We start from the raw sequence: 23,662 nt of genomic DNA, 5'->3' as shown, positions 1-23,662 counted from the left end.
CAGCTACAGGGTCAAGACATGCAGGCGGACCATCTCGCAATCGGTGATCTCGGACGCCAGACCGACACCAAGGTCGAAACCATCCGGTATTACGAGCGGATCGGATTGCTGTCGGCCCCCGCGCGCACGCCGGGCAACTACCGCGCCTACACGACCGAGCATCTCAACCGTCTGAGCTTCATCCGACGCGCCCGCGATCTCGGCTTTTCACTCGATCAGATCCGCGCGTTGCTCGATCTGTCTGACGATCGCACTCGCTCCTGCGATGCCATCGACGCCATCGCCAAGCAGCATCTGGCCGAAGTCGATCGCAAGATCGCCGACCTCAAGGCCCTGCGCCACGAGCTCGACCACATGATCACCCAATGCAGCTGCGGCACGGTCGCCGACTGCCGCATCATCGAGGCGCTGTCTCCGTAAGGCGCGCCGCGCTGCCGGCGCAGCAGAACGGCGCCCTCTCCTACGCCATCGCCAACTCGCTCCGCCGCTGCGGGAACGGCCTGAAGGTCGCCAGGATCAGCATTGCGGCGAGTCCCATGCCGCAGGAGGCGACATACATCGGCGCGTAACTGCCGTAGGCATCGTAGATCAGCCCGCCCAGCACGGGGCCGGTCGACATGCCGAGGCTGCCGGCCATCGCGGTGCCGCCGACGATGGTGCCCATCATCCGCAGCGGAAAGTTCTCGCGGATGATCACGGCGTACAGCGGCATGGTGCCGGCGTAGATGAAGCCGACCGCCACGGCGACCGCATAGAAGCCGCCGAGCCCGCCGACGAAGGCGTAGGCCAGCACGCCGAACGCCTGCGCGAGCAGGCCGATCACGAGCACGCGCTGCGCGCCGAAGCGATCGCCGGCGAGGCCGAAGCCGAGCCGACCGAACATGCCGGACAGCCCCTCGACGCTGTAGATCGAGGTCGCGGCGATCATCGGAATGCCGCAGGTCACCGCGTAGCTGACGGTGTGGAAGATCGGGCCGGAATGGGTCGCGCAGCAGAAGAAATTCGCCAGCATCAGCGTGACGAATTGCGGCGATCGCACCGCCTGCCTGAGCGTCATGTCGTCCTGCGCATCGGCGGAAGTAACCTCGGCGCCGCCCATTTCGAGCGCCGGCGGCCGCCGCACCAGCAGCGCTGCGGGGATCATCAGCGCGGCCGTGATCGCCGCGATGATCAGCATCGCGCCGCGCCAATCGTGGATCGTCACCAGCCATGCCGCCAGCGGCGCCATCGTCAGCGGCGCCATCCCCATGCCGGCGGAGACCAGTGACACCGCAAGACCGCGTCCGGTGTCGAACCAGCCGGTGACGCAGGCCATCATCGGCGCGAACACCGCGGCGGTCGCAGCGCCGACCAGCACGCCGAACAGCAACTGAAATTCGATCAGCGAACCGGCCCGGCTGGCGAGCGCGAGGCTGGCCGCGAGCACCGCCGAGCCCGTCAGCACGACGGGACGCGGGCCGAACCTATCCGACAGATTGCCCCACAGCATGCTGGCGGCGGCCATCGCCAGGAAGCCGATGGTCATCGCGGTCGAGATGCCGGTGACCGACCATCCGGTGTCCTGCGACATCGGCCGGATCAGCACCGGCAGCGAGAACATCGCGCCGGCGGCAACGCAGCCGAGCACGCCGCCGGCTGCAACGATCACCCAACGATAGGACTGGTTCATGGCTGTTTCCGTGTTGCGCGAGCGTTCGCCGCATCATTCCTTGCCGCTTCATTGCGAGGCGTGAAGCGACAAAGCCATCCAGCTCGGTGCACGAAGCTGGATGGCTTCGCTTCGCTCGCAATGACGTTGAAAGGCTTGCGCTAGAGGAGTGAGTCTCCCGTGCTTCGAGGACGAAGCCCCCCTGCTGCAGCCGACATCGGACCGGCATTTTTTTCGCCGGGTCCGCGGCGCCTCAGGCCTGCGCGGGTTGGGTATTGATCATCCACGGGATGCCGAAGCGGTCGATCAGCGAGCCGAACCCGGGCGACCAGAACGTCTCGGCGAACGGCATCATCGGTTTGCCGCCTTCGGACAATTGCTCGTACCAGCGCTGCGCCTGAGCCTTGTCCTGGGTGTGCAGCGTGACATCGAATCCGTTCTTCGGCTTGTCGATGTTGGAGGCCCAGCCGACGTCCATGTCGGCGCCCATCAGCGCCTGATCGCCGACTTCGAGCCAGCAATGCATCAGCCAAGTTTTGTACTTCGGATCGGTAATCGGCATGTCCGGAGGCCCATCGCCGTATGGAATGGCCGCGGTGATCTTGCCGCCTAGCACCTTGGCGTAAAACTCGAACGCGTCGCGGCACTGTCCCTGAAAGCTCAGGCTGGTCACGATCTTCATGCGGTGGTCCTCCCTGATCGACGTGGCGCGATGAATGCTGCGCGGGCCTGAGCCCGCGGAGCCCGCCCGGTGGCGGCGCTTGATCCCGTCGATTTAGATTGATATCAACGTATATCATCTTCCCGTTGTCAAGAGCCGTTCGCAAATGCGCTCCCCGGCCGAACCGAGTTTCGAAACCACGCTGCTGGTGCGCGACAGCTGCCTGTGCCTGCACGCCCAGCGGGCCGCGCGAGCCCTGGCGCGGCGATTCGACCTCGCGCTGAAACCGGCGGGGCTCACCAGCGGCCAGTTCTCGCTGCTGATGTCGCTGAACCGTCCGCAGCCTGCCCCGCTCGGCGGCGTCGCTGCGCTGCTGGCGATGGACCGCACCACGCTGACGGCGAACTTGAAGCCGCTGGAGCGGCGCAATCTGCTCGAAGTGCTGATCGATCCGGCGGACCGGCGCGCGCGGCTGTTGCGGCTGACGCCTACGGGGCGGACGACGCTGGCTGCGGCAGTGCCGATCTGGCGCAAGCTGCATGCGGAGATCGAATCCGATCTCACCGATGCCGACCGCCTGCGCACTGAACTGAACGTGCTCGGCCGCCTCGCCGATTGAGGCGGTCTGGTTCTTCAAGATTGGACTGATATCGGCGGCGACTAAGTCCGAGCCATCAAGCCCGGGACAAGACGGCGTTCCGCGAGATGCGGGCCGCCCGCTCCTCACTCGTCATCGTCATCGTCATCGTCATCCTCATCGTCGTCATCATCGCCGGCGCCGTGGCGTTTCTGGTCGTCCCACAGCTTGCGATAGACGCCGTTCTTGGCGAGCAGCTCCTTGTGCGAGCCGCGCTCGATCGCCTGGCCGCCAGAAACGACGACGATCTCGTCCATGTCGACCACCGAGGTCAGGCGGTGGGTCGAGAAGATCATGGTGCGGCCGCGCGCCAGCTTCATCAGCGTCTTGTTGATCGCCGCCTCGGTGGTCTGGTCGAGCGCCGAAGTCGCCTCGTCGAGCAGCAGCACCGAGGGATCGCGGACAACCGCGCGGGCGATCGCGATGCGCTGGCGCTGGCCGCCGGACAGCGTGTCGCCGCGCTCGCCGACCACGGTGTCGTACTTCTGCGGCAGGCTCATGATGAAGCGGTGGATCTCCGCCTTCTTCGCCGCCTGCTCGACCTCGGCGTCGGTCGCGCCTTCCTTGCCGAGCCGGATGTTGTCGCGGATCGACATGTTGAACAGCATGTTCTCCTGGAACACCACGGCCATGCTCCGGCGCAGCGAATCCAGCGTGACGTTGCGGATGTCGACGCCGTCGACCGAGACCCGGCCTTCGGTCGGGTCGTACAGCCGCAGCACCATGTTGAGCAGCGTGCTCTTGCCCGAACCGCTCGGGCCGACGATCGCGATGGTCTTGCCGGCCTTCAGCTTGAGGCTGAGATTGTCGATCACCGGCTGCTCGGCGCCCTCATAGGCGAACGACACCCGCTCGAACGCGATGTTGTCGACGATGCGCGGCATCTCGGCAGCGCCCGGCTTGTCGGCGATCGGGGTCTTCTCGTCGAGCAGCTCCTGCATGTGGCGCACCGCGGCGGCCGCCTGGATCGACACCGGGATGAACTGCATCAGATGGGCGATGTTGTACGACACCTCCCAGAACGCGCTCTCGAAGGTGACGAAGGTGCCGACGGTGATCTGGCCGGTGGTCGCCAGATAGGCGCCGAGCGCCAGCACCATCAAATGCAGCATCAGCACCGCGACGGTGACGCTGCGTTCGACCATCGAGGTCAGGAAGGTGGCCTGCGCCATCTTCTGCCGCGTCGCCTGATTGCGAAGCGAGAAGAAGCCGAACATCTTGCGCTGCAGGCTGAACGCCTTGACGACCGCCTGCGCGCCGACGTTCTCCTGCACCAGGCCGAGCAGTCCGGCCTCCTGCACCTTCTGCTCGTAGTTCGCCTGCACCGCCTTCGGCGTCAGGATGCGCGGCCCGATCAGCGTGATCGGGAAGATCAAGAGCGCCAACACTGCGAGCTGCCAGTTCAGGAACAGCATCAGGACGACGCCGGCGACCAATTCGAGGAACGGCAGCAGCGCGGTGTTGGCGAGGATCTCCACCACCCGCGAGAACGCCGCCATGTCGATCGAGAACCGCGACAGGATCTCGCCGCGCTTGGTGCGAGCGAAATACCCAGCCGGCAGGCGCTGGACGTGTTCGAACAATCGGGTGCGGACGTCGGAGATCACCGCCGCGGACAGCCGGGCGTCCCAGCGCTCGTACCACACCGCGATGATCGAGGTGATGACGCCGGCGACGCCGAGGATCGACAGGATCTTGTAGAGTTCGTGGAAGTCCTCCTCGCCGAGCGCGTCGTCGATCAGGAACTTCAGGCTGAGCGGCATGATGACGTTGAACAGCGTTTCGACGACCACGCCGAACACCACGAACGCCAGCATCTTCTTGTAGTTGGCAACGACCGGCCGGATGAAGCCGGCGACCGTCGCGAATGCGCCGGCGGCCTCGCGCGCGGTGAAGACGACGAGTTCCTCGTCCTCATCGTCGTCGTCGTCATCCTCTTCGTCGTCGTCCTCATCGTCCTCGTCGCCGTCGTCCGCCGCGGCGGCTTTGGCGGCGGGCACGGGAGTGGCCGGGACCTTGTCGGCGATCAGCTGCTTCACCGGAGGCTTGGTGGTCGGCACCACCGGTGCCGCGGCGCCGACCGGCAGCGCGAACTTCTCGTCGAGCGGCGAAGCCGGGGCGGCGGTGCCTTCACTGCCCGGCGCAGGACTGCCGGCTGCGGCATCGGCCGGCGGCGGCGCGGCGGATTTGTCGCCTGGGGGAGAGTCCGGGGTGACGGGAGGATTGGGCTTACGCGCCATGAATTGAAAACCGCTAGGTGGCCGGACCGCACGACTACAATAAGCGACGCCGTGACTCGTTCAAAGCCACGGCGCCGGATCTGCTGAAGCGAACGCGAGCCGTCCGCGACGACCTTGGCTCAGTCGTCGTCACCCTCGTCGTCGACCTTGTCGAAGAACGAATAGCGCAGGCTGTCGGCGTCGCTGTACCACTGGCCCGGGCCCCTGCCCGCCTTCACCGCCAGCTCCCACAGCGCGTCGCCGCAATCGTTGCGATGCACCGACAGGTCGAAGCCGTTGTTGAAGAACAGCTCCGACCATTCCCACCAGGTGCCGAGCTTCTTGACGCCGCGCAGCAGGTCGTAGCGGTCGATCACGCCCGGATCCATGTCGCTGGTGACCGAGCCGAAGATCACGCCGGTGCGCGCAACGCGGTGCAGCTCACGGATCGCCTTGACGACGCGGTTCTCGGCGAGGTGGCACAGGCTGGTTTCGAACACGAAGTCGAACTCTTCGTCTTCGAACGGCAGTTCGACGACCGAGCCGAGCTTGTTGTAAGGCTTCAGCGCCTCCGGGGTCTTGCCGTGGATGTAGCGGTTGTTCTCGACGCCGTAGGCGTCGATGCCGCGCTCGCGCAGCGCGCCGACCAGTTCGCCGCTGGCGGAGCCGGCGACCAGCAGCTTGTAGCCGCCCGGCTTGTCCCACACCGTCTTGATGGTCTGGATCAGATAGTCCGGATCGGTGAACCGGCTCCAGACCTCGCGATACGGGCCCTGGTTGCGATAGTTCTCGAAATAGTCGCGGTCAATCTTGTCGGAGACCGGCTTGCCGTCCTGTGCGCGGGCACGGCGCAGCTTCATCGTCTCGGTGACGATGATGTCGGTGGCGGCGTCCGAGGAATCGAGCAGACCGTTCAGCGTCGAGTCGAACAGATAGTCGCCGACGATGACGAAGCCCGGATGGTTCTTCGGCTCGGGGCGATGGTTGGTCATGACGTCGCGCACCGGCAGGCCGCCGGGGATGCAGTTCACCGACGACAGCCAGCGATGGGTCTTGCCTTCGAGGAAATGCCCGCGGACGTCGCCGAGCTCGGCCGGCAGCGACTTCAGCGCCAGCTCGATCAGCTCCTTGTCGGTCAGGTTGGAGAACGCCAGCGCGTCCGAGCCGGCGATCAGGAAGTTGAGCACGCCGTATTTGCCGACGTCGTGGCGCGAGCCTTCGTTGTAGACGCAGCAGCCGCCGAACGCTTCCGACATGAACCAGGAGCCCGGGATCTTGTCGCCCCAGAACGGGGAATCGAACAGCATCGAGATCCGCAGGTAGTGCGCCGGGCGATCGAAATAGGCGACGTGCTTGACCATCGCCTTGCGCAGCTGCTCGTTGCCCCAGCTCAGCGTGGCGAGCCAGTTGTGCGGCAGGCACATCAGCACGAGATCGAAGTCGCGCGTCTCCGGCCCCTTGCCGTTCATCATGTTCAGCTCATAGCGGCCGGTCTCGGTCTTGCCGACCTTGAGGACGCGGTGATTGAACTGGATGTCGGCGTCGATCTCCGAGCGCAGGCATTCGATCAGCTGCTCGTTGCCGTTCTGGATCGAATACAGGCCGATATAGCCGTCGATATCCATCACGAAGTTCTTGAGCGCGTTGAGGCCGTTGGTGTTGTGGCTCTCGGTGGCGATGTCGGACTTCGCCATCACCTTGAAGAAGCGCTTGGCGGTGGAGTCCTCGACCTCCTTGTCGAGCAACTGCTCGCAATTGGTCCAGGCCCAGGGGTGTTCGTTGTCGTGCGCGCCGACGCCCTCGTAATACTGGGTCGGCGTCATCTGCTCGGTGCACTTCTTGCGGAACGCGACGATCGCCTCGGCGGTCTTGTCGCCGTACTTCTTGCGCATGCCCGGCACGTCGTTGAGCAGCTCGCCGTCGAGCTGCACCTGCTCGGCATCCATCGGAATGGTCTGCAGGCCGAAGTGCTGCACCAGTTCCCGCAGCGGATCCGGGCCGGTCATCGAGTAATCGTAGAGTTCGGCGACGCCCGCCTCGTACATCGCCGGCGCAGTCTCGAATTTCTGGGTGACGATCTTGCCGCCGAGCCGATCGGAGGCCTCGAAGATGGTGACCTTGCACAGGCCCCCGAGCTTTCGTTTGAGATACCAGGCGCTCATCAGACCGCCCGGGCCGCCACCTACGATTGCAAGGTCAAACATGGTGCTCTTTCAACATCCCGCGGCATCGATCGCCACGCAGCGTGTCTCTGCTCCGCGCCGTCGGTCGAGGCGTGATTCTCCGAGAAAATCAGCGTGACTTCAGCGACTTGGGGCTGGTTTTGACGGCGAAACGGCGCCCCTGTGCCGGATTCCCGTCGTTCGGCATACAGCAAGGCGCCTTTCACCTGAAGGGAAGATGAACAACCCGTAAGGTGGCGGCAAAAGGCCCGGAATGCGGCCCAGATATGAGAAAGGCCGGCACAAGGCCGGCCCTTCCCAGGATTGAATGACAGAAGCGAACGTTACTCTGCCGGCGGCAGCGATAGCGGTTCGGCTTCCGGCGCAGCGGCCGGCACGATCGCCGCCTGCTTCTCGCGCTCGTCGAGGATCAGACGGTCGCGCTTCATCGCCACTTCGCGGATCTTGGCCATCGAGGCGCCAGTACCCGCCGGGATCAGCCGGCCGACGATGACGTTTTCCTTGAGGCCTTCCAGCGGATCCACCTTGCCGTTGACCGCGGCTTCGGTGAGCACCCGGGTGGTCTCCTGGAACGACGCCGCCGAGAAGAACGAGCGGGTCTGCAAGCTCGCCTTGGTGATGCCGAGCAGCACAGGATTGCCGGTTGCCGGCTTCTTGCCCTCTTCGACCGCCTTGGCGTTGACCGCGTTGAACTCGATCTTGTCGACCTGCTCGCCCGAGATCATGTCGGTATCGCCCTGGTCGGTGATCTCGATCTTCTGCAGCATCTGGCGAACGATCACCTCGATGTGCTTGTCGTTGATCAACACGCCCTGGAGTCGATAGACCTCCTGGATTTCGTTGACGAGATAGGCCGCGAGTTCTTCGATGCCCTTGATCGCCAGGATGTCGTGCGGTGCCGGATTGCCCTCGACGATGAAGTCGCCCTTTTCGACGACGTCGCCGTCCTGCAAGTGGATGTGCTTGCCCTTCGGGATCAGGTACTCGCGCGCTTCCTCGTTCTTGTCGAGCGGCTCGATCGAGAGCCGGCGCTTGTTCTTGTAGTCGCGACCGAACCGGATGGTGCCGGCGATCTCGGCGATGATCGCCGCATCCTTCGGCCGCCGTGCCTCGAACAGCTCCGCCACCCGCGGCAGACCGCCGGTGATGTCACGGGTCTTGGCGCTCTCGGTCGAGATACGCGCGAGGATGTCGCCGGGCTTGACCTGGGCGCCGACGTCGACCGACAGAATGGCGTCGACCGACAGCATGTAGCGGGCGTCACCGCCGCGCGCCAGCTTCAGCACCTTGCCGTCCTTGCCCTTGATCACGATCGCCGGACGCAGATCCGCACCACCGCGGGTCGAGCGCCAGTCGATAACGATACGCTTGGCGATACCGGTCGACTCGTCGAGCGTTTCGGAGATCGACTGATCCTCGATCAGATCCTCGAAGTCGATGGTACCCTCGACCTCGGTGAGGATCGGACGGGTGTACGGATCCCACTCGGCGATACGCTGGCCGCGCTTGACCATATCGCCCTCGTCGACGTGCACGCGCGCGCCGTACTGGATGCGATGGGTCGCACGCTCGGAGCCGTCCGGATCGACGATCGCGATCACCATGTTGCGAACCATCGCAACATTGTGGCCTTCGCCGTTGCGGGCGATGGCGCGGTTCTTGATGACGATCTTGCCCTCGAAGTTCGACTCGATCACCGACTGCTCGTTGATCTGCGCCGCACCGCCGATGTGGAAGGTACGCATCGTCAGCTGCGTGCCCGGCTCACCGATCGATTGCGCCGCGATCACGCCGACCGCTTCGCCGTGGTTGACCGGGGTACCGCGGGCGAGATCGCGCCCGTAGCACTTGCCGCAGATGCCGTTGACCAGCTCGCAGGTCAGTGCCGAGCGGATCTTCACTTCCTGAACGCCGGCCTGGTGGATCGCCTCGACGTCCCGCTCCTCCATCAGATCACCGCGCTTGACGATGATCTCGTTGGTGGCCGGGTCGCGCACGTCCTCGCCCGCGGTACGGCCGAGGATACGGCTGCCCAGCGAAGCGACCACGGTGCCGGCGTCGACGATCGCCCGCATCTTGATGCCGAGCGAGGTGCCGCAGTCGGCCTGCGTGATGATGCAGTCCTGCGCCACGTCGACCAGACGGCGGGTCAGGTAACCCGAGTTCGCGGTCTTCAGCGCGGTGTCGGCCAGACCCTTACGGGCGCCGTGGGTCGAGTTGAAGTACTCGAGAACCGACAGACCTTCCTTGAAGTTCGAGATGATCGGCGTCTCGATGATTTCACCCGACGGCTTGGCCATCAGGCCGCGCATACCGGCAAGCTGACGCATCTGCGCGGGCGAACCACGCGCACCGGAGTGGGCCATCATGTAGATCGAGTTGACCTGCTGTTCGGAGCCGTCGGGCGCCTTCCGAACCGCGGAGATCTCCTTCATCATCTCCTTGGCGATTTCTTCGGTGGCCTTCGACCAGGCGTCGACCACCTTGTTGTACTTCTCGCCGTGGGTGATGAGACCGTCGTTGTATTGCTGCTCGAAATCCTTCGCCAGCGTACGGGTCGAGTCGACGATCTTCCACTTCGAACCCGGCACGACCATGTCGTCCTTGCCGAACGAGATGCCAGCCTTGAACGCGTTGAAGAAGCCGAGCGCCATGATCCGGTCGCAGAAGATCACCGTCTCCTTCTGACCGCAGTGACGATAGACTTGGTCGATGACGCCGGAGATCTCGCGCTTGGTCATCAGCTTGTTGATGACGTCGAACGGCAGCTTCGGCGACTTCGGCAGCACCTGACCGAGCAGGATGCGGCCGGCGGTGGTCTCCAGCAGACGGACCGTGTTCTGGCCTTCCTCGTTCACCCAATGCCAGCGATACTTGATCTTGGTGTGGAGGTGGATGACCTTCGAGTACAGCGCGTGCTCGAGCTCGGCGAGATCGGCAAACACCTTGCCCTCGCCCGGCAGCCCTTCCCGCATGATCGACAGGTAGTACAGGCCGAGCACGATGTCCTGCGACGGCACGATGATCGGCTGGCCGTTCGCCGGATGCAGGATGTTGTTGGTCGACATCATCAGCACGCGCGCTTCCAGCTGCGCTTCGAGCGACAGCGGAACGTGCACGGCCATCTGGTCGCCGTCGAAGTCGGCGTTGAACGCCGAGCACACCAGCGGATGCAGCTGGATCGCCTTGCCTTCGATCAGCACCGGCTCGAACGCCTGGATGCCGAGACGATGCAGCGTCGGCGCGCGGTTCAGCAGCACCGGATGTTCGCGGATCACCTCATCGAGGATGTCCCAAACCTCCGGCCGCTCCTTCTCCACCAGCTTCTTGGCCTGCTTGACGGTGGTCGACAGACCCTTGGCGTCGAGCCGCGAGTAGATGAACGGCTTGAACAGTTCGAGCGCCATCTTCTTCGGCAGGCCGCACTGATGCAGCTTGAGCTCGGGACCGACCACGATCACCGAACGGCCCGAATAGTCGACGCGCTTGCCGAGCAGGTTCTGACGGAACCGGCCCTGCTTGCCCTTCAGCATGTCGGCAAGCGACTTCAGCGGACGCTTGTTGGCGCCGGTGATGACGCGGCCGCGGCGGCCGTTGTCGAACAGCGCGTCCACAGCTTCCTGCAGCATGCGCTTTTCGTTGCGGATGATGATGTCCGGCGCGCGCAGCTCCATCAGCCGCTTCAAGCGGTTGTTACGGTTGATGACGCGGCGATACAGGTCGTTGAGGTCCGAGGTCGCGAACCGGCCGCCGTCGAGCGGCACCAGCGGGCGCAGATCCGGCGGGATCACCGGCACGACCGTGAGGATCATCCACTCCGGCTTGTTGCCGGAATAGCGGAACGCTTCGACGATCTTCAGCCGCTTGGCGAGTTTCTTGTGCTTGATGTCGGAGTCGGTCTCGGCCATCTCGGCGCGCAGCTGCGCGTCGATCTTTTCGAGTTCGAGGCCCTTCAGCAGTTCGCGGATCGCTTCCGCGCCGATCATGGCGGTGAAGCTGTCCTGACCGTACTGATCCTGGGCACGCAGGTACTCCTCCTCCGACAGGAGCTGACGCTCCTTGAGGTCGGTGAGGCCCGGCTCAAGCACCACGTAGTATTCGAAGTACAGGATGCGCTCGAGGTCCTTCAGCGTCATGTCGAGCAGCTGCCCGATACGCGACGGCAAGGACTTCAGGAACCAGATGTGAGCGACCGGCGCGGCCAGCTCGATGTGGCCCATGCGCTCGCGACGGACGCGGCTGAGAGTCACTTCGACCGAGCACTTCTCGCAGATGATGCCCTTGTACTTCATCCGCTTGTACTTGCCGCACAAGCACTCGTAGTCCTTGATCGGCCCGAAGATGCGGGCGCAGAACAGGCCGTCGCGCTCGGGCTTGAAGGTACGGTAGTTGATCGTTTCCGGCTTCTTGATCTCGCCGTACGACCACGACAGAATCTTCTCCGGCGACGCGATCGAGATCCGGATCTGGTCAAAGACCTGAGCCGGCGTCGTCGGATTGAACAGATTCATAATTTCCTGGTTCATCGCCATCTCCTCGCGTGCCGGTCGTCACCAGCCGCAAAATCGGAATTCCAGAGGCACTCTCCGTCGCGCGCGTGACTAGCGCGGCGGAGACACCCGGCGGCCGGCGCAAAGCGCACGCCGCCGGGCTCGACGCATTGAGTTACTCGGCAGCCTCGGCCGGAGGCGGTGCCGCCAGCTTGGAGTTGTGCAGGTCGACGTTGAGGCCGAGCGAGCGCATTTCCTTGACGAGCACGTTGAACGATTCCGGGATACCGGCCTCGAACGTGTCGTCGCCGCGCACGATCGCCTCGTACACCTTGGTGCGGCCGGCGACGTCGTCCGACTTCACCGTCAGCATTTCCTGCAGCGTGTAGGCCGCGCCGTAAGCCTCGAGCGCCCACACCTCCATTTCGCCGAAGCGCTGGCCGCCGAACTGCGCCTTACCACCCAGCGGCTGCTGGGTAACGAGCGAGTACGGACCGATCGACCGGGCGTGGATCTTGTCGTCCACGAGGTGATGCAGCTTCAGCATGTAGATGTAGCCGACGGTGACGCGACGATCGAACTGATCGCCGGTGCGACCGTCGTACACGGTCGACTGACCCGAAGCGTCGAAGCCCGCGAGCTTCAGCATTTCTTCGATGTCGGTCTCCTTGGCGCCGTCGAACACCGGGGTGGCAATCGGCACGCCGTGGCTCAGATTGCGGCCGAGTTCGAGCAGCTCACCATCGTCGAGCGACTTGATGGTCTCGTCCTCGCCGTAGATCTTCTTCAGGGTCTCGCGCAGCGGCTTGAGATCCTGGCTCTGGTAGTAGGTGTCGATGGTCTGGCCGATGCGCTTGCCGAGGCCCGCGCACGCCCAGCCGAGATGCGTCTCGAGGATCTGACCGACGTTCATGCGGCTCGGCACGCCGAGCGGGTTCAGCACGATGTCGGCGTGAGTGCCATCCTCGAGGAACGGCATGTCCTCGATCGGAACGATCTTCGACACCACACCCTTGTTGCCGTGGCGGCCGGCCATCTTGTCGCCCGGCTGGATCTTGCGCTTCACCGCGACGAAGACCTTGACCATCTTCATCACGCCGGGCGGAAGTTCGTCGCCGCGCTGCAGCTTCTCGACCTTGTCGAGGAAGCGCTGTTCAAGGCCCTTCTTCGACTCGTCGTACTGCTTCCGCATGGCCTCGATTTCGGCCATCAGCTTGTCGTTCGGCGCCGCGAACAGCCACCACTGCGACTTCGGATACTCCTCGAGCTCCGCGCGGGTGATCTTGGTGTCCTTCTTGAAGCCCTTCGGACCGGCGATGCCCTGGCGGCCGTCGAGCAGGTCGGCGAGCCGGCCGTAGACGTTACGGTCGAGAATCGCCTGCTCGTCGTCGCGGTCCTTGGCGAGCCGCTCGATCTCTTCCCGCTCGATCGCCAGCGCACGCTCGTCCTTGTCGACGCCGTGGCGGTTGAACACGCGGACTTCGACGATGGTGCCCTGCACGCCCGGCGGCACCCGCAGCGAGGTGTCGCGAACGTCCGAGGCCTTTTCACCGAAGATGGCGCGCAGCAGCTTCTCTTCCGGCGTCATCGGGCTTTCGCCCTTCGGCGTGATCTTGCCGACCAGGATGTCGCCGGCGCGGACTTCGGCGCCGATGTAGACGATGCCGGCTTCGTCGAGGTTCTTCAGCGCTTCTTCCGACACGTTCGGAATATCGCGCGTGATTTCCTCCGGACCCAGCTTGGTATCGCGGGCCATCACTTCGAACTCTTCGATGTGGATCGAAGTGAAGACGTCTTCCTTCACGATCCGCTCGGAGAGCAGGATCGAGTCTTCGAAGTTGTAGCCGTTCCACGGCATGAACGCGACGAGCACGTTGCGGCCGAGCGCGAGCTCACCGAGATCGGTCGACGGACCGTCGGCGATGATGTCGCCCTTCTTGACGTGGTCACCGACCTTCACCAGCGGACGCTGGTTGATGCAGGTCGACTGGTTCGAGCGCTGGTACTTCATCAGCCGATAGATATCGACGCCCGACTTGGTCGGATCGAGATCCTCGGTGGCGCGGATAACGACGCGGGTCGCGTCGATCTGGTCGATCACGCCGGTGCGGCGCGCGGCGATCGCCGCGCCCGAGTCACGGGCGACCACGCCTTCCATGCCGGTGCCGACGAACGGCGCCTCGGCGCGAACCAGCGGCACCGCCTGGCGCTGCATGTTCGAGCCCATCAGCGCGCGGTTGGCGTCGTCGTTCTCAAGGAACGGGATCAGCGCCGCGGCGACCGAAACCAGCTGCTTCGGCGACACGTCCATGTAGTCGACCTGGTCGGCCGGCATCGGAACGACGTCGCGGGTGCCGCCGGCGCGGCAGACCACCAGATCGTCGGTGAACTTGCCCTTGGCGTCGAGCGACACGTTGGCCTGAGCAACCGCGTAGCGGCCCTCTTCCATCGCCGACAGATACACCACCTCGTCGGTGACGCGGCCTTCCTTGACCCTGCGGTACGGGGTCTCGACGAAGCCGTATTTGTTCACGCGGGCGAAGGTCGCCAGCGAGTTGATCAGACCGATGTTCGGACCTTCCGGCGTCTCGATCGGGCAGATACGGCCGTAGTGGGTCGGATGCACGTCGCGGACTTCGAAGCCGGCACGCTCGCGGGTCAGACCGCCCGGGCCGAGCGCCGACAGGCGCCGCTTGTGGGTGATTTCCGACAGCGGATTGGTCTGGTCCATGAACTGCGAGAGCTGCGACGAGCCGAAGAACTCGCGCACCGCCGCCGCCGCCGGCTTGGCGTTGATCAGGTCCTGCGGCATCACGGTGTCGATGTCGACCGAGCTCATCCGCTCCTTGATGGCGCGCTCCATGCGAAGCAGGCCGATGCGGTACTGGTTCTCCATCAGCTCGCCGACCGAGCGCACACGGCGGTTGCCGAGGTGGTCGATGTCGTCGATCTCGCCCTTGCCGTCCCGCAGGCCGACCAGGGTCTTGATCACCGCCAGGATGTCTTCCTTGCGCAGCGTGCGATGGGTATCGGGCGCGTCGAGGTCGAGGCGCATGTTCATCTTGACGCGACCCACGGCCGACAGGTCGTAGCGCTCGGCGTCGAAGAACAGCGACTGGAACATGTTCTGCGCGGACTCGAGAGTCGGCGGCTCGCCCGGACGCATCACCCGGTAGATGTCGAACAGCGCGTCTTCACGCGTCATGTTCTTATCGGCGTTCAGCGTGTTGCGGATGTACGGGCCGACGTTGACATGGTCGATGTCGAGCAGCGGCAGCTCCTTGTAGCCCTGCTCGTTCAGCATCTTCAGCGTCTTGTCGGTGATTTCCTCACCGGCTTCCGCGTAGATTTCACCCGTCTTCGGGTTGACCAGATCTTCGGCCAGGTAGTTGCCGACGAGTTCCTCGTCGGACATCCGCAGCGCCTTGAGGCCCTTTTCCTGCAGCTGGCGGGCGGCACGCACGGTCAGCTTCTTGCCGGCCTCGAGCACGACCTTGCCGGTGTCGGCGTCGATCAGGTCGTTGACGGTCGAGTAGCCGCGGAAGCGGTTGACGTCGAACGGCACGCGCCAGCCGTCCTTGGTCCGCTTGTAGAGGATCTTGTTGTAGAAGGTCGACAGGATCTCTTCGCCATCGAGGCCGAGGGCGAACATCAGCGACGTCACCGGCAGCTTGCGGCGACGGTCGATACGCGCATAGACGATGTCCTTGGCGTCGAACTCGATGTCGAGCCAGGAACCGCGATACGGGATGATGCGGGCGGCGAACAGCAGCTTGCCCGACGAGTGGGTCTTGCCCTTGTCGTGATCGAAGAATACGCCCGGCGACCGGTGCATCTGCGAGACGATGACGCGCTCGGTACCGTTGACGATGAAGGTACCGTTCATCGTCATCAGCGGGATGTCGCCCATGTAGACATCCTGCTCCTTGATGTCCTTCACGGAGCGGGCGCCGGTTTCCTCGTCGATATCGAACACGATGAGGCGCAGCGTCACCTTCAGCGGCGCAGCATAGGTCATGCCGCGCTGGCGGCACTCATCGACGTCGTACTTCGGCGGCTCGAATTCGTAGCGAACGAATTCGAGCATCGAGGCGTTGGAGAAGTCCGAAATCGGGAAGACCGACCGGAACACCGCCTGCAGACCCTCGTCTGGACGTCCTCCGGGAGGTTCGGCGACCATCAGGAACTGGTCGTAAGACGCCTTCTGAACCTCGATGAGGTTCGGCATCTCCGCGACTTCCCGGATGTGACCGAAAAACTTGCGAACGCGTTTGCGACCGGTGAACGTCTGCTGCGCCATCGTGGCCTCTCGTTTCGTCGCCCGGTGGGGCGAACCTTCCGGAGCGCGAGCCGCCTCGCCCCCGGGTTGAATACCGAACATCCGAAATTCAGGCGCCAGATTTCAGGAACTAAATCCTAAGTCGGCTCAGCACTAATTCCGAACGCAAAATGACGCGCGGGGCGCTGCCGCACCCGCCCGTCGAAAACCTCATCGTCACAGACCGAAAAAGCCCGAAATTGCCGATTCTCCCAGAGGCTGCGCGGACACATTACCACGTCCTCGCGCCTGCGCTTTCGTGCTGCCGGACCAATATGGGACGGCAATGTGGAGATTCGAGGGGTTGTCCCCGCGTCTTTCCACACATTCCTGTGACGGCTCGTCCGGGCACACCGCAGCCCGCCTCGCCGTTGCCGCCCGGACCCGAAGGCCCGAACCGCGATCGTGCCGGACCCGGGGAGACCCGGGCCCGGCCAAACCGATCGGCTTACTTGAGCTCGACCTTGGCGCCAGCCTTCTCGAGCTGGGCCTTGATCTTGTCGGCTTCTTCCTTGTTGACGCCTTCCTTGAGCGGCTTCGGAGCGCCTTCGACCAGATCCTTGGCTTCCTTGAGGCCCAGGCCGGTGATGGCGCGGACTTCCTTGATCACCTCGATCTTCTTGTCGCCGGCCGAGGCCAGGACAACGGTGAAGTCGGTCTTCTCTTCCGCCGGAGCGGCGGCGCCACCGGCGCCCGGAGCAGCGGCAACCGCGACGGCCGCAGCGGCCGAGACGCCCCACTTCTCTTCGAGCATCTTGGCGAGCTCAGCGGCTTCGAGCACGGTGAGGCTCGAGAGGTCGTCAACAATCTTCTGCAGATCAGCCATTGAATCAGTTCCTTACGGGTATCAGTTCGAACCAGGGTTGATTGGGAGTGAAGCGTCAGGCCGCTTCGCTTTTGGAGGCATAGGCCTGAACCACGCGGGCCAGCTTCGCAGCCGGAGCGGTGGTGACCTGCGCGATCTTGGTCGCCGGGGCCTGGACGAGGCCGACCAGCTTGGCGCGCAGTTCATCGAGCGACGGCAGCGAGGCAAGAGCCTTGACGCCATCGACGTTCAGGACGGTTGTGCCCATCGAACCGCCGAGAATGACGAACTTCTCGTTCGCCTTGGCGAATTCGACGGCAACTTTCGGCGCCGCCACCGGATCGCTGGATGTAGCGATCACAGTCGGCCCCTTCAGCAGGGAGCCGATGGCTGCGACGTCGGTGCCTTCAAGAGCAATTTTGGCGAGACGGTTCTTCGAAACCTTCACCGAGGCGCCCGCCTGCTTCATCTGCTGGCGCAGCTTCTGCATCTGGGCAACGGTGAGGCCGGAATAGTGAGCGACGATCGCGACGCTGGTGGTCTGGAACAGACCATTCAGCGATTCGACCGCCTCTTTTTTTGCCGCTCTTTCCACAGCAAGCTCTCTCCGGTTGGCGGTCCCTACGAGCAGGACCACCGGGTTGCACCCACCGTCCCGCTCCAACCCGACCCCGAGGCGCAAGCCTCCAAGGACACGTAGGGCGAGACGATCGTGAATTGCCTGCCCTCCCGAACCGGCTCCGGCTGACCGCCTTCGCCCGAACGGGGTGTCGAGGTTCGAACCCTATCCGCATCCCGACGCCCGTAGCGTTGAGACACAAAATCCGGTCTTCACCCGTCTATGCAGGCCGTATGATTAAGCCTTTGAGGAAACGTAAGCTTCCGCTTCGGCGCCTGCAGTCTTGGACAGGACCAAGATCGTTCTGGCAAATAGTCCGGCGAGCCGGCCTATCGACCTTTCCGATCCCTGCCCGCATTCCGATCGAGCGACAGTGTTCTGCATCCTTCAGCGATCCGGGTGGATGAGTTGAAGGAACAGCCTCCTATCGATCAGGTCATTGGAATGCGCGCACGGGCGCGCCAGCCACAGCCGGCACGCCCGGAGCGGGGTGTTTAGCGAGTCTTAATGCGCTTGCCAAGAGCAAACTTCGCCAATCGGCACGATTTTGGCATAGGGGCCCACTCGAGGGGGCCGCGGCGGCAACGACGAGGTGAATCCTGCCGGATCGAGCCGGGCCGCGCAAGCCTTCCGGTCGACCGACTCACCGGTCCGACAAGAGGCGCCGGCCCGCCCGCTCATCTTCAGCGAAACGATGAACCGAAGGGACCATGCCTTTGTCTCTGTTGCGGGTTCGGCTGCCGATCTGGCGGCAGTTCCGAGCCCGTCAGCGTGGCCTGAGGTCGGAGCCGTTACCCCTGCACCGGATTCGGCAGCGGTTGCCCCGCGAAGAACGCTGCCAGATTGGCGATGACGCAGTCCTGCATCGCGCGGTGGGCTTCCTGGGTGTGACCGCCGATATGCGGCGTCAGCACCACGTTCGGAAACTCGGCCAGCGCATCCGGCGCGTACGGCTCCTGCGCGAACACGTCGAGGCCGGCCCCGGCAATCGTGCCATCGGCCAGAGCGGCGATCAGCGCCGGCTGATCGATCACCGAACCACGTGAGATGTTGACCACCACGCCGCTCGGTCCGAGCCGCTTCAGCAGGCCGGCATCGATGATGTTCTCGGTATCCGGGCCGGCGCGGACCGCGACCAGCAGCACGTCGCACCACTCCACCAGTTCGGTGAGACTGCCGATATAGGTGTAGGGCACGTCGTGGCGGCTGCGGCTGTGATAGGCGACCTCGGTCTCGAAGCCGGCGACACGGGCGGCAATCTTGCGGCCGATCTCGCCGATGCCATAGACCCCGACCTTGGCGCCGGTCAGTCCGCGCGGCGGCTTCAGCATCGGCGACGGCTTGGCGCCGGACCAGCCCCCGGCCCGCACATAGGCGTCGGCCGGCAGCACCCGCCGCATCAGCGCCAACAGCAGCGCCAGCGCCAGATCGGCGACCGCGGAGGCATTCGCCGCCGGGCTGTTGCCGACCACGATGCCGCGCTCGGCAGCAGCCTTCAGGTCGACGCCGTCATAGCCGGTGCCGTAGCAGACCACCGCGCCGAGCGCCGGCAGCATGTCGAAGGTCTCGCGGCCGAGCGGCTGGCCGCCCATCGTCAGCAGCGCGCGGACATCGGCGAGCTCGGCGGCACTGAACACCTGATCGGCCGGTTTGCCGGCGGTCTCCAGAAGCTCGAACCGCTCGGCAAATCTCCCCAGCATCGACCGCCCAAACCGCGACGCCACCAGAACCTTGTCGGCCATTTCTGCCCCTCCCGTTTTTTGTTGTTTTGCGAGCAAGCAAAAAGGGCGAACGGGTTGCCCCGTCCGCCCTCTTCAAATCGTCATCGTCCGGGCAACGGACTTAGTGGACGGTGCCCGGCTCGACCTTCACGCCCGGGCCCATGGTCGAGGACACCGCAACGCGCTGAATGTAGGTACCCTTGGCGCCGGTCGGCTTGGCCTTGTTGACCGCGTCCGCGAGCGCCTTGATGTTCTCCACCAGCTTGTCGGCATCGAACGAGGCCTTGCCAACGCCGGCCTGGATGATACCGGCCTTCTCAACGCGGAACTCGACCGAACCGCCCTTGGCACCCTTGACCGCGCCGGCGACGTCCATGGTCACCGTGCCGATCTTCGGGTTCGGCATCATGCCGCGCGGGCCGAGCACCTTACCGAGGCGGCCGACCAGGGGCATCATGTCCGGGGTGGCGATGCAGCGGTCGAAGTTGATGTTGCCGGCCTGAACCTGCTCCACCAGATCTTCCGCGCCGACGACGTCGGCGCCCGCAGCCTTGGCTTCGTCCGCCTTGGCGCCACGCGCGAACACGCCGACGCGCACGGTGCGGCCGGTGCCGTTCGGCAGCATGACCACGCCGCGGACCATCTGGTCAGCGTGACGCGGATCGACGCCGAGGTTGATCGCGACCTCGATGGTCTCGTCGAACTTCGAGATGGCGCGCTCCTTGACCAGCTTCACCGCTTCGTCGAGCGGATAGAGCTTGGTGCGGTCGATGCCTTCCCGGATCTTCTTCAGACGCTTACCGATTGCCATGTTCGCCTTACCCCTCGACCCGCAGGCCCATCGAACGGGCAGAGCCCTCGACCATACGCATGGCCGAATCGACGGTGTCGCAATTGAGATCCTTCATCTTCTTCTCGGCGATCTCGCGCACCTGCGCGGAGGTCACCTTGCCGACGAAGTCACGGCCCGGCGCCTTGGAGCCGGACTGGATCTTGGCCGCCTGCTTGAGGAAGTAGGACATCGGCGGGGTCTTCATCTCGAAGGTGAACGAACGATCGGCGTAGATCGTGATCACCACCGGAATCGGCGTGTTCTTCTCTTCCTTCTGGGTCTGCGCGTTGAACGCCTTGCAGAACTCCATGATGTTGAGGCCGCGCTGACCAAGCGCGGGACCGATCGGAGGCGACGGGTTCGCCGCTCCGGCCGGCACCTGCAACTTCAGGTATCCGGTCACTTTCTTTGCCATACCAACTCTCCTGTTGCCGGCGAACCGGCGGTTTCAGGTTCCGTGGTGGGGCGTTTTCCGATGACTGGCGATCACCGGCCCGCCTCCCACGTCTCTAAAGAGCAGAGCCTTCGCCCTACCCTCTTCCGTCATGCCCGGACTTGATCCGGGCATCCATCCCTCTTCAAACGAAGCGGATGGATTGCCGGGTCAAGCCCGGCAATGACAGTAACGATCAGACCTTCTCGACCTGACCGAATTCCAGTTCGACCGGGGTGGCGCGGCCGAAGATCGACACCGCGACCTTCACGCGCGAACGCGCCTCGTCGATTTCCTCGACCACGCCGGAGAACGACGCGAACGGACCGTCGGCGACGCGAACGTTCTCGCCGATCTCGAACGACACCGACGCCTTCGGGCGCTCCACGCCTTCCTGCACCTGGTGCAGGATGCGCATCGCCTCGGATTCCGAGATCGGCATCGGCTTGTTCTCGGCGCCGAGGAAACCGGTGACCTTCGGGGTGTTCTTGATCAGGTGGAAGGCTTCGTCGGTGAGGTTCATCTTCACCAGCACGTAGCCCGGGAAGAACTTGCGCTCGGCGTCGACCTTGCGGCCGCGGCGCACCTCGGTAACCTTCTCGGTCGGCACCAGCACCTGCTCGAACAGATCTTCCAGGCCGCGTTGCTTGGCCTGCTCCTTGATCGATTCGGCGACCTTCTTTTCGAAGTTCGAATAGGCGTGGACGATATACCAGCGCATGCTCATGGTAAGGGGCCTGCCGTCAAACGCCGAGCAACAGGCGGATCAGAACGCTGATCACCTGGTCGGCGGCAAAAAAGAAGATCGAAGCCAGCGCCACCATCACGAACACCATGATCGTGGTGATCGAGGTCTCGCGGCGGGTCGGCCAGGTCACCTTGGCGGTCTCGCTCCGCACTTCCTGCAGGAATTTGAACGGGCTGAAGGCCATCGTGTGATCCAGATCAGTCGAATGTGGGTGTTTCAGAAATCCGAACAGCCCCGGTGAACCCAACCCTGGCGAACCTCGCCGGGGATGAGCCGACAACGGGCCCAATTTTCGGGAAATCAAAGCCGCGCCGGAAATCCGTCGAAGCGGGCCGGCAGCGAGTGAGGCCTTGTATGGCGAGTTCGGCAAAACGTCAAGCTGCGCGGCGGTGGACAGAGCCGCGCACGGGACCGTCGCGGCAACCCGCCGCAGACAGAAAATCCGTTCAGTTTCAACCAGCTGTCAGATTTACGGAGCGCGCCTGGCAGGAGTGGAGAGGCTCGAACTCCCAACCCCCGGTTTTGGAGACCGGTGCTCTACCAATTGAGCTACACTCCTAGGGCCGGCGTCGCCGCCGAATGCGCCGGTTGAAGCATAGGCACCCCCCTGCTGGCAAGTGGGATGCGCGGTTAGGCTTTGGTCTATTCCACTGCCGCGTTGGGGGCTGGCTCTGCGGCCGGCTTCGATCCGGGCCGCGCCGGGCGCGCCAGCGCGCATTCCCGGTTGGCGCCAGTGCCCGGCGCATTTTCGAAAACGCAGCGGCTCGGCGGGGTGCCGCACACCCGGTGGAGTTCGCGGAAACCGACGCAGTGACCATCCGGCGCGCGATAGCCAGGACCGCCCCTGCAGCCGCAACCTTTGCACGGCGGCCGGTCCGGACAGGCCGCCTCGCCTGCCACCGGCCAAGCCCAAGCGAAAAGAAAAGCCGCGCATACGGCAAAGCGTATGCGCGGCTTACCCAAGCTCATCACGTCGATCGAGTTGTTACTCGATGATCGCGGCGACGACGCCGGCGCCCACCGTGCGGCCGCCTTCGCGGATGGCGAAGCGCAGCTTTTCTTCCATCGCGATCGGCACGATCAGGTGCACTTCCATCGCGATGTTGTCGCCCGGCATCACCATCTCGGTGCCTTCCGGCAGGTGCACCACACCGGTCACGTCGGTGGTGCGGAAGTAGAACTGCGGACGGTAGTTGGTGAAGAACGGGGTGTGGCGGCCACCCTCTTCCTTGGTCAGGATGTAGGCTTCGGCCTTGAACTTGGTGTGCGGCTTCACCGAACCCGGCTTGCACAGCACCTGGCCACGCTCGACGTCTTCACGCTTGGTACCGCGCAGCAGCGCGCCGATGTTGTCGCCCGCCTGGCCCTGATCGAGCAGCTTGCGGAACATTTCGACGCCGGTGCAGGTGTGCTTCTGCGTGTCGCGGATGCCGACGACTTCGATTTCGTCGCCGACCTTCAGAATGCCGCGCTCGACACGGCCGGTCACCACGGTGCCGCGGCCCGAGATCGAGAACACGTCTTCCACCGGCATCAGGAACGGCTGGTCGATCGGACGCTCCGGCTGCGGGATGTAGGCGTCGACCTGGCGCATCAGCTCCAGGATCGCGTCGTGACCCAGCTTCGGATCCGAGTTCTCCAGCGCCGCAAGCGCCGAGCCCTTCACGATCGGAATGTCGTCGCCCGGGAAGTCGTACTTCGACAGCAGCTCGCGCACTTCCATCTCGACCAGCTCGAGCAGTTCCGGATCGTCGACCATGTCGCACTTGTTCAGGAACACCACCAGCGCCGGCACGCCGACCTGACGGGCCAGCAGGATGTGCTCGCGGGTCTGCGGCATCGGGCCGTCGGCCGCCGACACCACCAGGATCGCGCCGTCCATCTGCGCCGCACCGGTGATCATGTTCTTCACGTAGTCGGCGTGACCGGGGCAGTCGACGTGCGCGTAGTGACGGTTCTGCGTCTCGTACTCGACGTGCGCGGTCGAAATCGTGATGCCGCGCGCCTTCTCTTCAGGCGCCTTGTCGATCTGGTCATAGGCCGTGAACGTCGCACCGCCCGTCTCCGCCAGAACCTTGGTGATCGCCGCAGTCAGCGACGTCTTGCCATGGTCGACGTGACCGATCGTCCCGATGTTGCAATGCGGCTTCGTACGTTCAAACTTTGCTTTGGCCATCGTTCTCCATCCTTGTCGGCGCCAGCCTGGAAGGCGGCGAAACCGCGGCTGGTTACTGCGGAAAAGCACCCTGTTCAAGCCGGATTTTATGGGTCAATCTGGCGCGGAATGCCCCCGCAGGCCCGGATGACACCCGTGTGAACACCGGCGCCGGACCACAACAAAAACAGCA

At 64.3% G+C, this 23,662-nt stretch carries 16 protein-coding genes and 1 tRNA gene; 2 read left to right on the top strand and 15 right to left on the bottom strand.

Annotation, left to right across the window (positions count from 1 at the left end; translation table 11 throughout):
• Window positions 1–18: 18 nt before the first annotated feature.
• On the top strand, window positions 19–420 hold the full coding sequence (locus tag DY467_RS08540) for a MerR family transcriptional regulator (RefSeq protein ID WP_164572566.1): 402 nt from the start codon (window positions 19–21) through the stop codon (window positions 418–420).
• A gap of 40 nt (window positions 421–460) precedes the next feature.
• Here DY467_RS08540 and DY467_RS08535 read toward each other — a convergent pair whose 3' ends face one another.
• The gene (locus tag DY467_RS08535) at window positions 461–1,669 is read right to left on the bottom strand and encodes an MFS transporter (RefSeq protein ID WP_164635310.1); all 1,209 of its coding nucleotides are present in this window, start codon (window positions 1,667–1,669) and stop codon (window positions 461–463) included.
• 232 nt (window positions 1,670–1,901) lie between these two features.
• Window positions 1,902–2,330, bottom strand: a complete 429-nt coding sequence (locus tag DY467_RS08530) for a VOC family protein (protein ID WP_164635308.1) — start codon at window positions 2,328–2,330, stop codon at window positions 1,902–1,904.
• A gap of 145 nt (window positions 2,331–2,475) precedes the next feature.
• On the opposite strand from DY467_RS08530, the gene DY467_RS08525 reads away from it, so the two are divergent.
• Window positions 2,476–2,928 (top strand): MarR family winged helix-turn-helix transcriptional regulator, encoded by a 453-nt coding sequence (locus tag DY467_RS08525; RefSeq protein WP_164635306.1) that lies wholly within the window; start codon window positions 2,476–2,478, stop codon window positions 2,926–2,928.
• A gap of 104 nt (window positions 2,929–3,032) precedes the next feature.
• Here DY467_RS08525 and DY467_RS08520 read toward each other — a convergent pair whose 3' ends face one another.
• The 13 genes from DY467_RS08520 to tuf form a co-directional block, all read right to left on the bottom strand.
• A complete protein-coding gene (locus tag DY467_RS08520; RefSeq protein ID WP_164635304.1) occupies window positions 3,033–5,186 on the bottom strand; it encodes an ABC transporter ATP-binding protein in 2,154 nt (717 codons plus the stop codon).
• A 119-nt stretch (window positions 5,187–5,305) separates the two neighbouring features.
• Entirely contained in the window at window positions 5,306–7,369 is a 2,064-nt protein-coding gene (locus DY467_RS08515; RefSeq protein ID WP_164635302.1) for an FAD-dependent oxidoreductase, read from the bottom strand.
• Between the two features lie 302 nt (window positions 7,370–7,671).
• Window positions 7,672–11,874: a DNA-directed RNA polymerase subunit beta' gene (rpoC, locus tag DY467_RS08510; RefSeq protein WP_107346649.1), complete on the bottom strand. Its 4,203-nt coding sequence runs from the start codon at window positions 11,872–11,874 to the stop codon at window positions 7,672–7,674.
• Between the two features lie 139 nt (window positions 11,875–12,013).
• On the bottom strand, window positions 12,014–16,138 hold the full coding sequence (rpoB, locus tag DY467_RS08505; RefSeq protein WP_107356139.1) for a DNA-directed RNA polymerase subunit beta: 4,125 nt from the start codon (window positions 16,136–16,138) through the stop codon (window positions 12,014–12,016).
• A 466-nt stretch (window positions 16,139–16,604) separates the two neighbouring features.
• Window positions 16,605–16,982, bottom strand: a complete 378-nt coding sequence (gene rplL / locus DY467_RS08500; protein WP_107345091.1) for a 50S ribosomal protein L7/L12 — start codon at window positions 16,980–16,982, stop codon at window positions 16,605–16,607.
• A 55-nt stretch (window positions 16,983–17,037) separates the two neighbouring features.
• The gene (gene rplJ / locus DY467_RS08495) at window positions 17,038–17,556 is read right to left on the bottom strand and encodes a 50S ribosomal protein L10 (protein ID WP_107345092.1); all 519 of its coding nucleotides are present in this window, start codon (window positions 17,554–17,556) and stop codon (window positions 17,038–17,040) included.
• 815 nt (window positions 17,557–18,371) lie between these two features.
• Window positions 18,372–19,322: a 2-hydroxyacid dehydrogenase gene (locus DY467_RS08490; RefSeq protein ID WP_164635300.1), complete on the bottom strand. Its 951-nt coding sequence runs from the start codon at window positions 19,320–19,322 to the stop codon at window positions 18,372–18,374.
• Between the two features lie 100 nt (window positions 19,323–19,422).
• A complete protein-coding gene (rplA, locus tag DY467_RS08485) occupies window positions 19,423–20,112 on the bottom strand; it encodes a 50S ribosomal protein L1 (RefSeq protein ID WP_012496664.1) in 690 nt (229 codons plus the stop codon).
• Between the two features lie 7 nt (window positions 20,113–20,119).
• The gene (gene rplK / locus DY467_RS08480) at window positions 20,120–20,548 is read right to left on the bottom strand and encodes a 50S ribosomal protein L11 (RefSeq protein WP_107345094.1); all 429 of its coding nucleotides are present in this window, start codon (window positions 20,546–20,548) and stop codon (window positions 20,120–20,122) included.
• Between the two features lie 214 nt (window positions 20,549–20,762).
• A complete protein-coding gene (nusG, locus tag DY467_RS08475) occupies window positions 20,763–21,293 on the bottom strand; it encodes a transcription termination/antitermination protein NusG (RefSeq protein ID WP_011158817.1) in 531 nt (176 codons plus the stop codon).
• A gap of 16 nt (window positions 21,294–21,309) precedes the next feature.
• On the bottom strand, window positions 21,310–21,498 hold the full coding sequence (secE, locus tag DY467_RS08470) for a preprotein translocase subunit SecE (protein WP_012496665.1): 189 nt from the start codon (window positions 21,496–21,498) through the stop codon (window positions 21,310–21,312).
• A 299-nt stretch (window positions 21,499–21,797) separates the two neighbouring features.
• Window positions 21,798–21,873: transfer RNA gene (locus tag DY467_RS08465), tRNA-Trp, on the bottom strand.
• Between the two features lie 426 nt (window positions 21,874–22,299).
• Window positions 22,300–23,490 (bottom strand): elongation factor Tu, encoded by a 1,191-nt coding sequence (gene tuf / locus DY467_RS08460; protein WP_164635298.1) that lies wholly within the window; start codon window positions 23,488–23,490, stop codon window positions 22,300–22,302.
• Window positions 23,491–23,662 lie beyond the last annotated feature (172 nt).

It is taken from the genome of Rhodopseudomonas sp. BR0G17, from assembly GCF_010907025.1.
GTDB lineage: Bacteria > Pseudomonadota > Alphaproteobacteria > Rhizobiales > Xanthobacteraceae > Rhodopseudomonas > Rhodopseudomonas palustris_H.
Note: the sequence above shows the minus strand (reverse complement) of the source record. Positions and strands in the feature narration are given on the sequence as shown.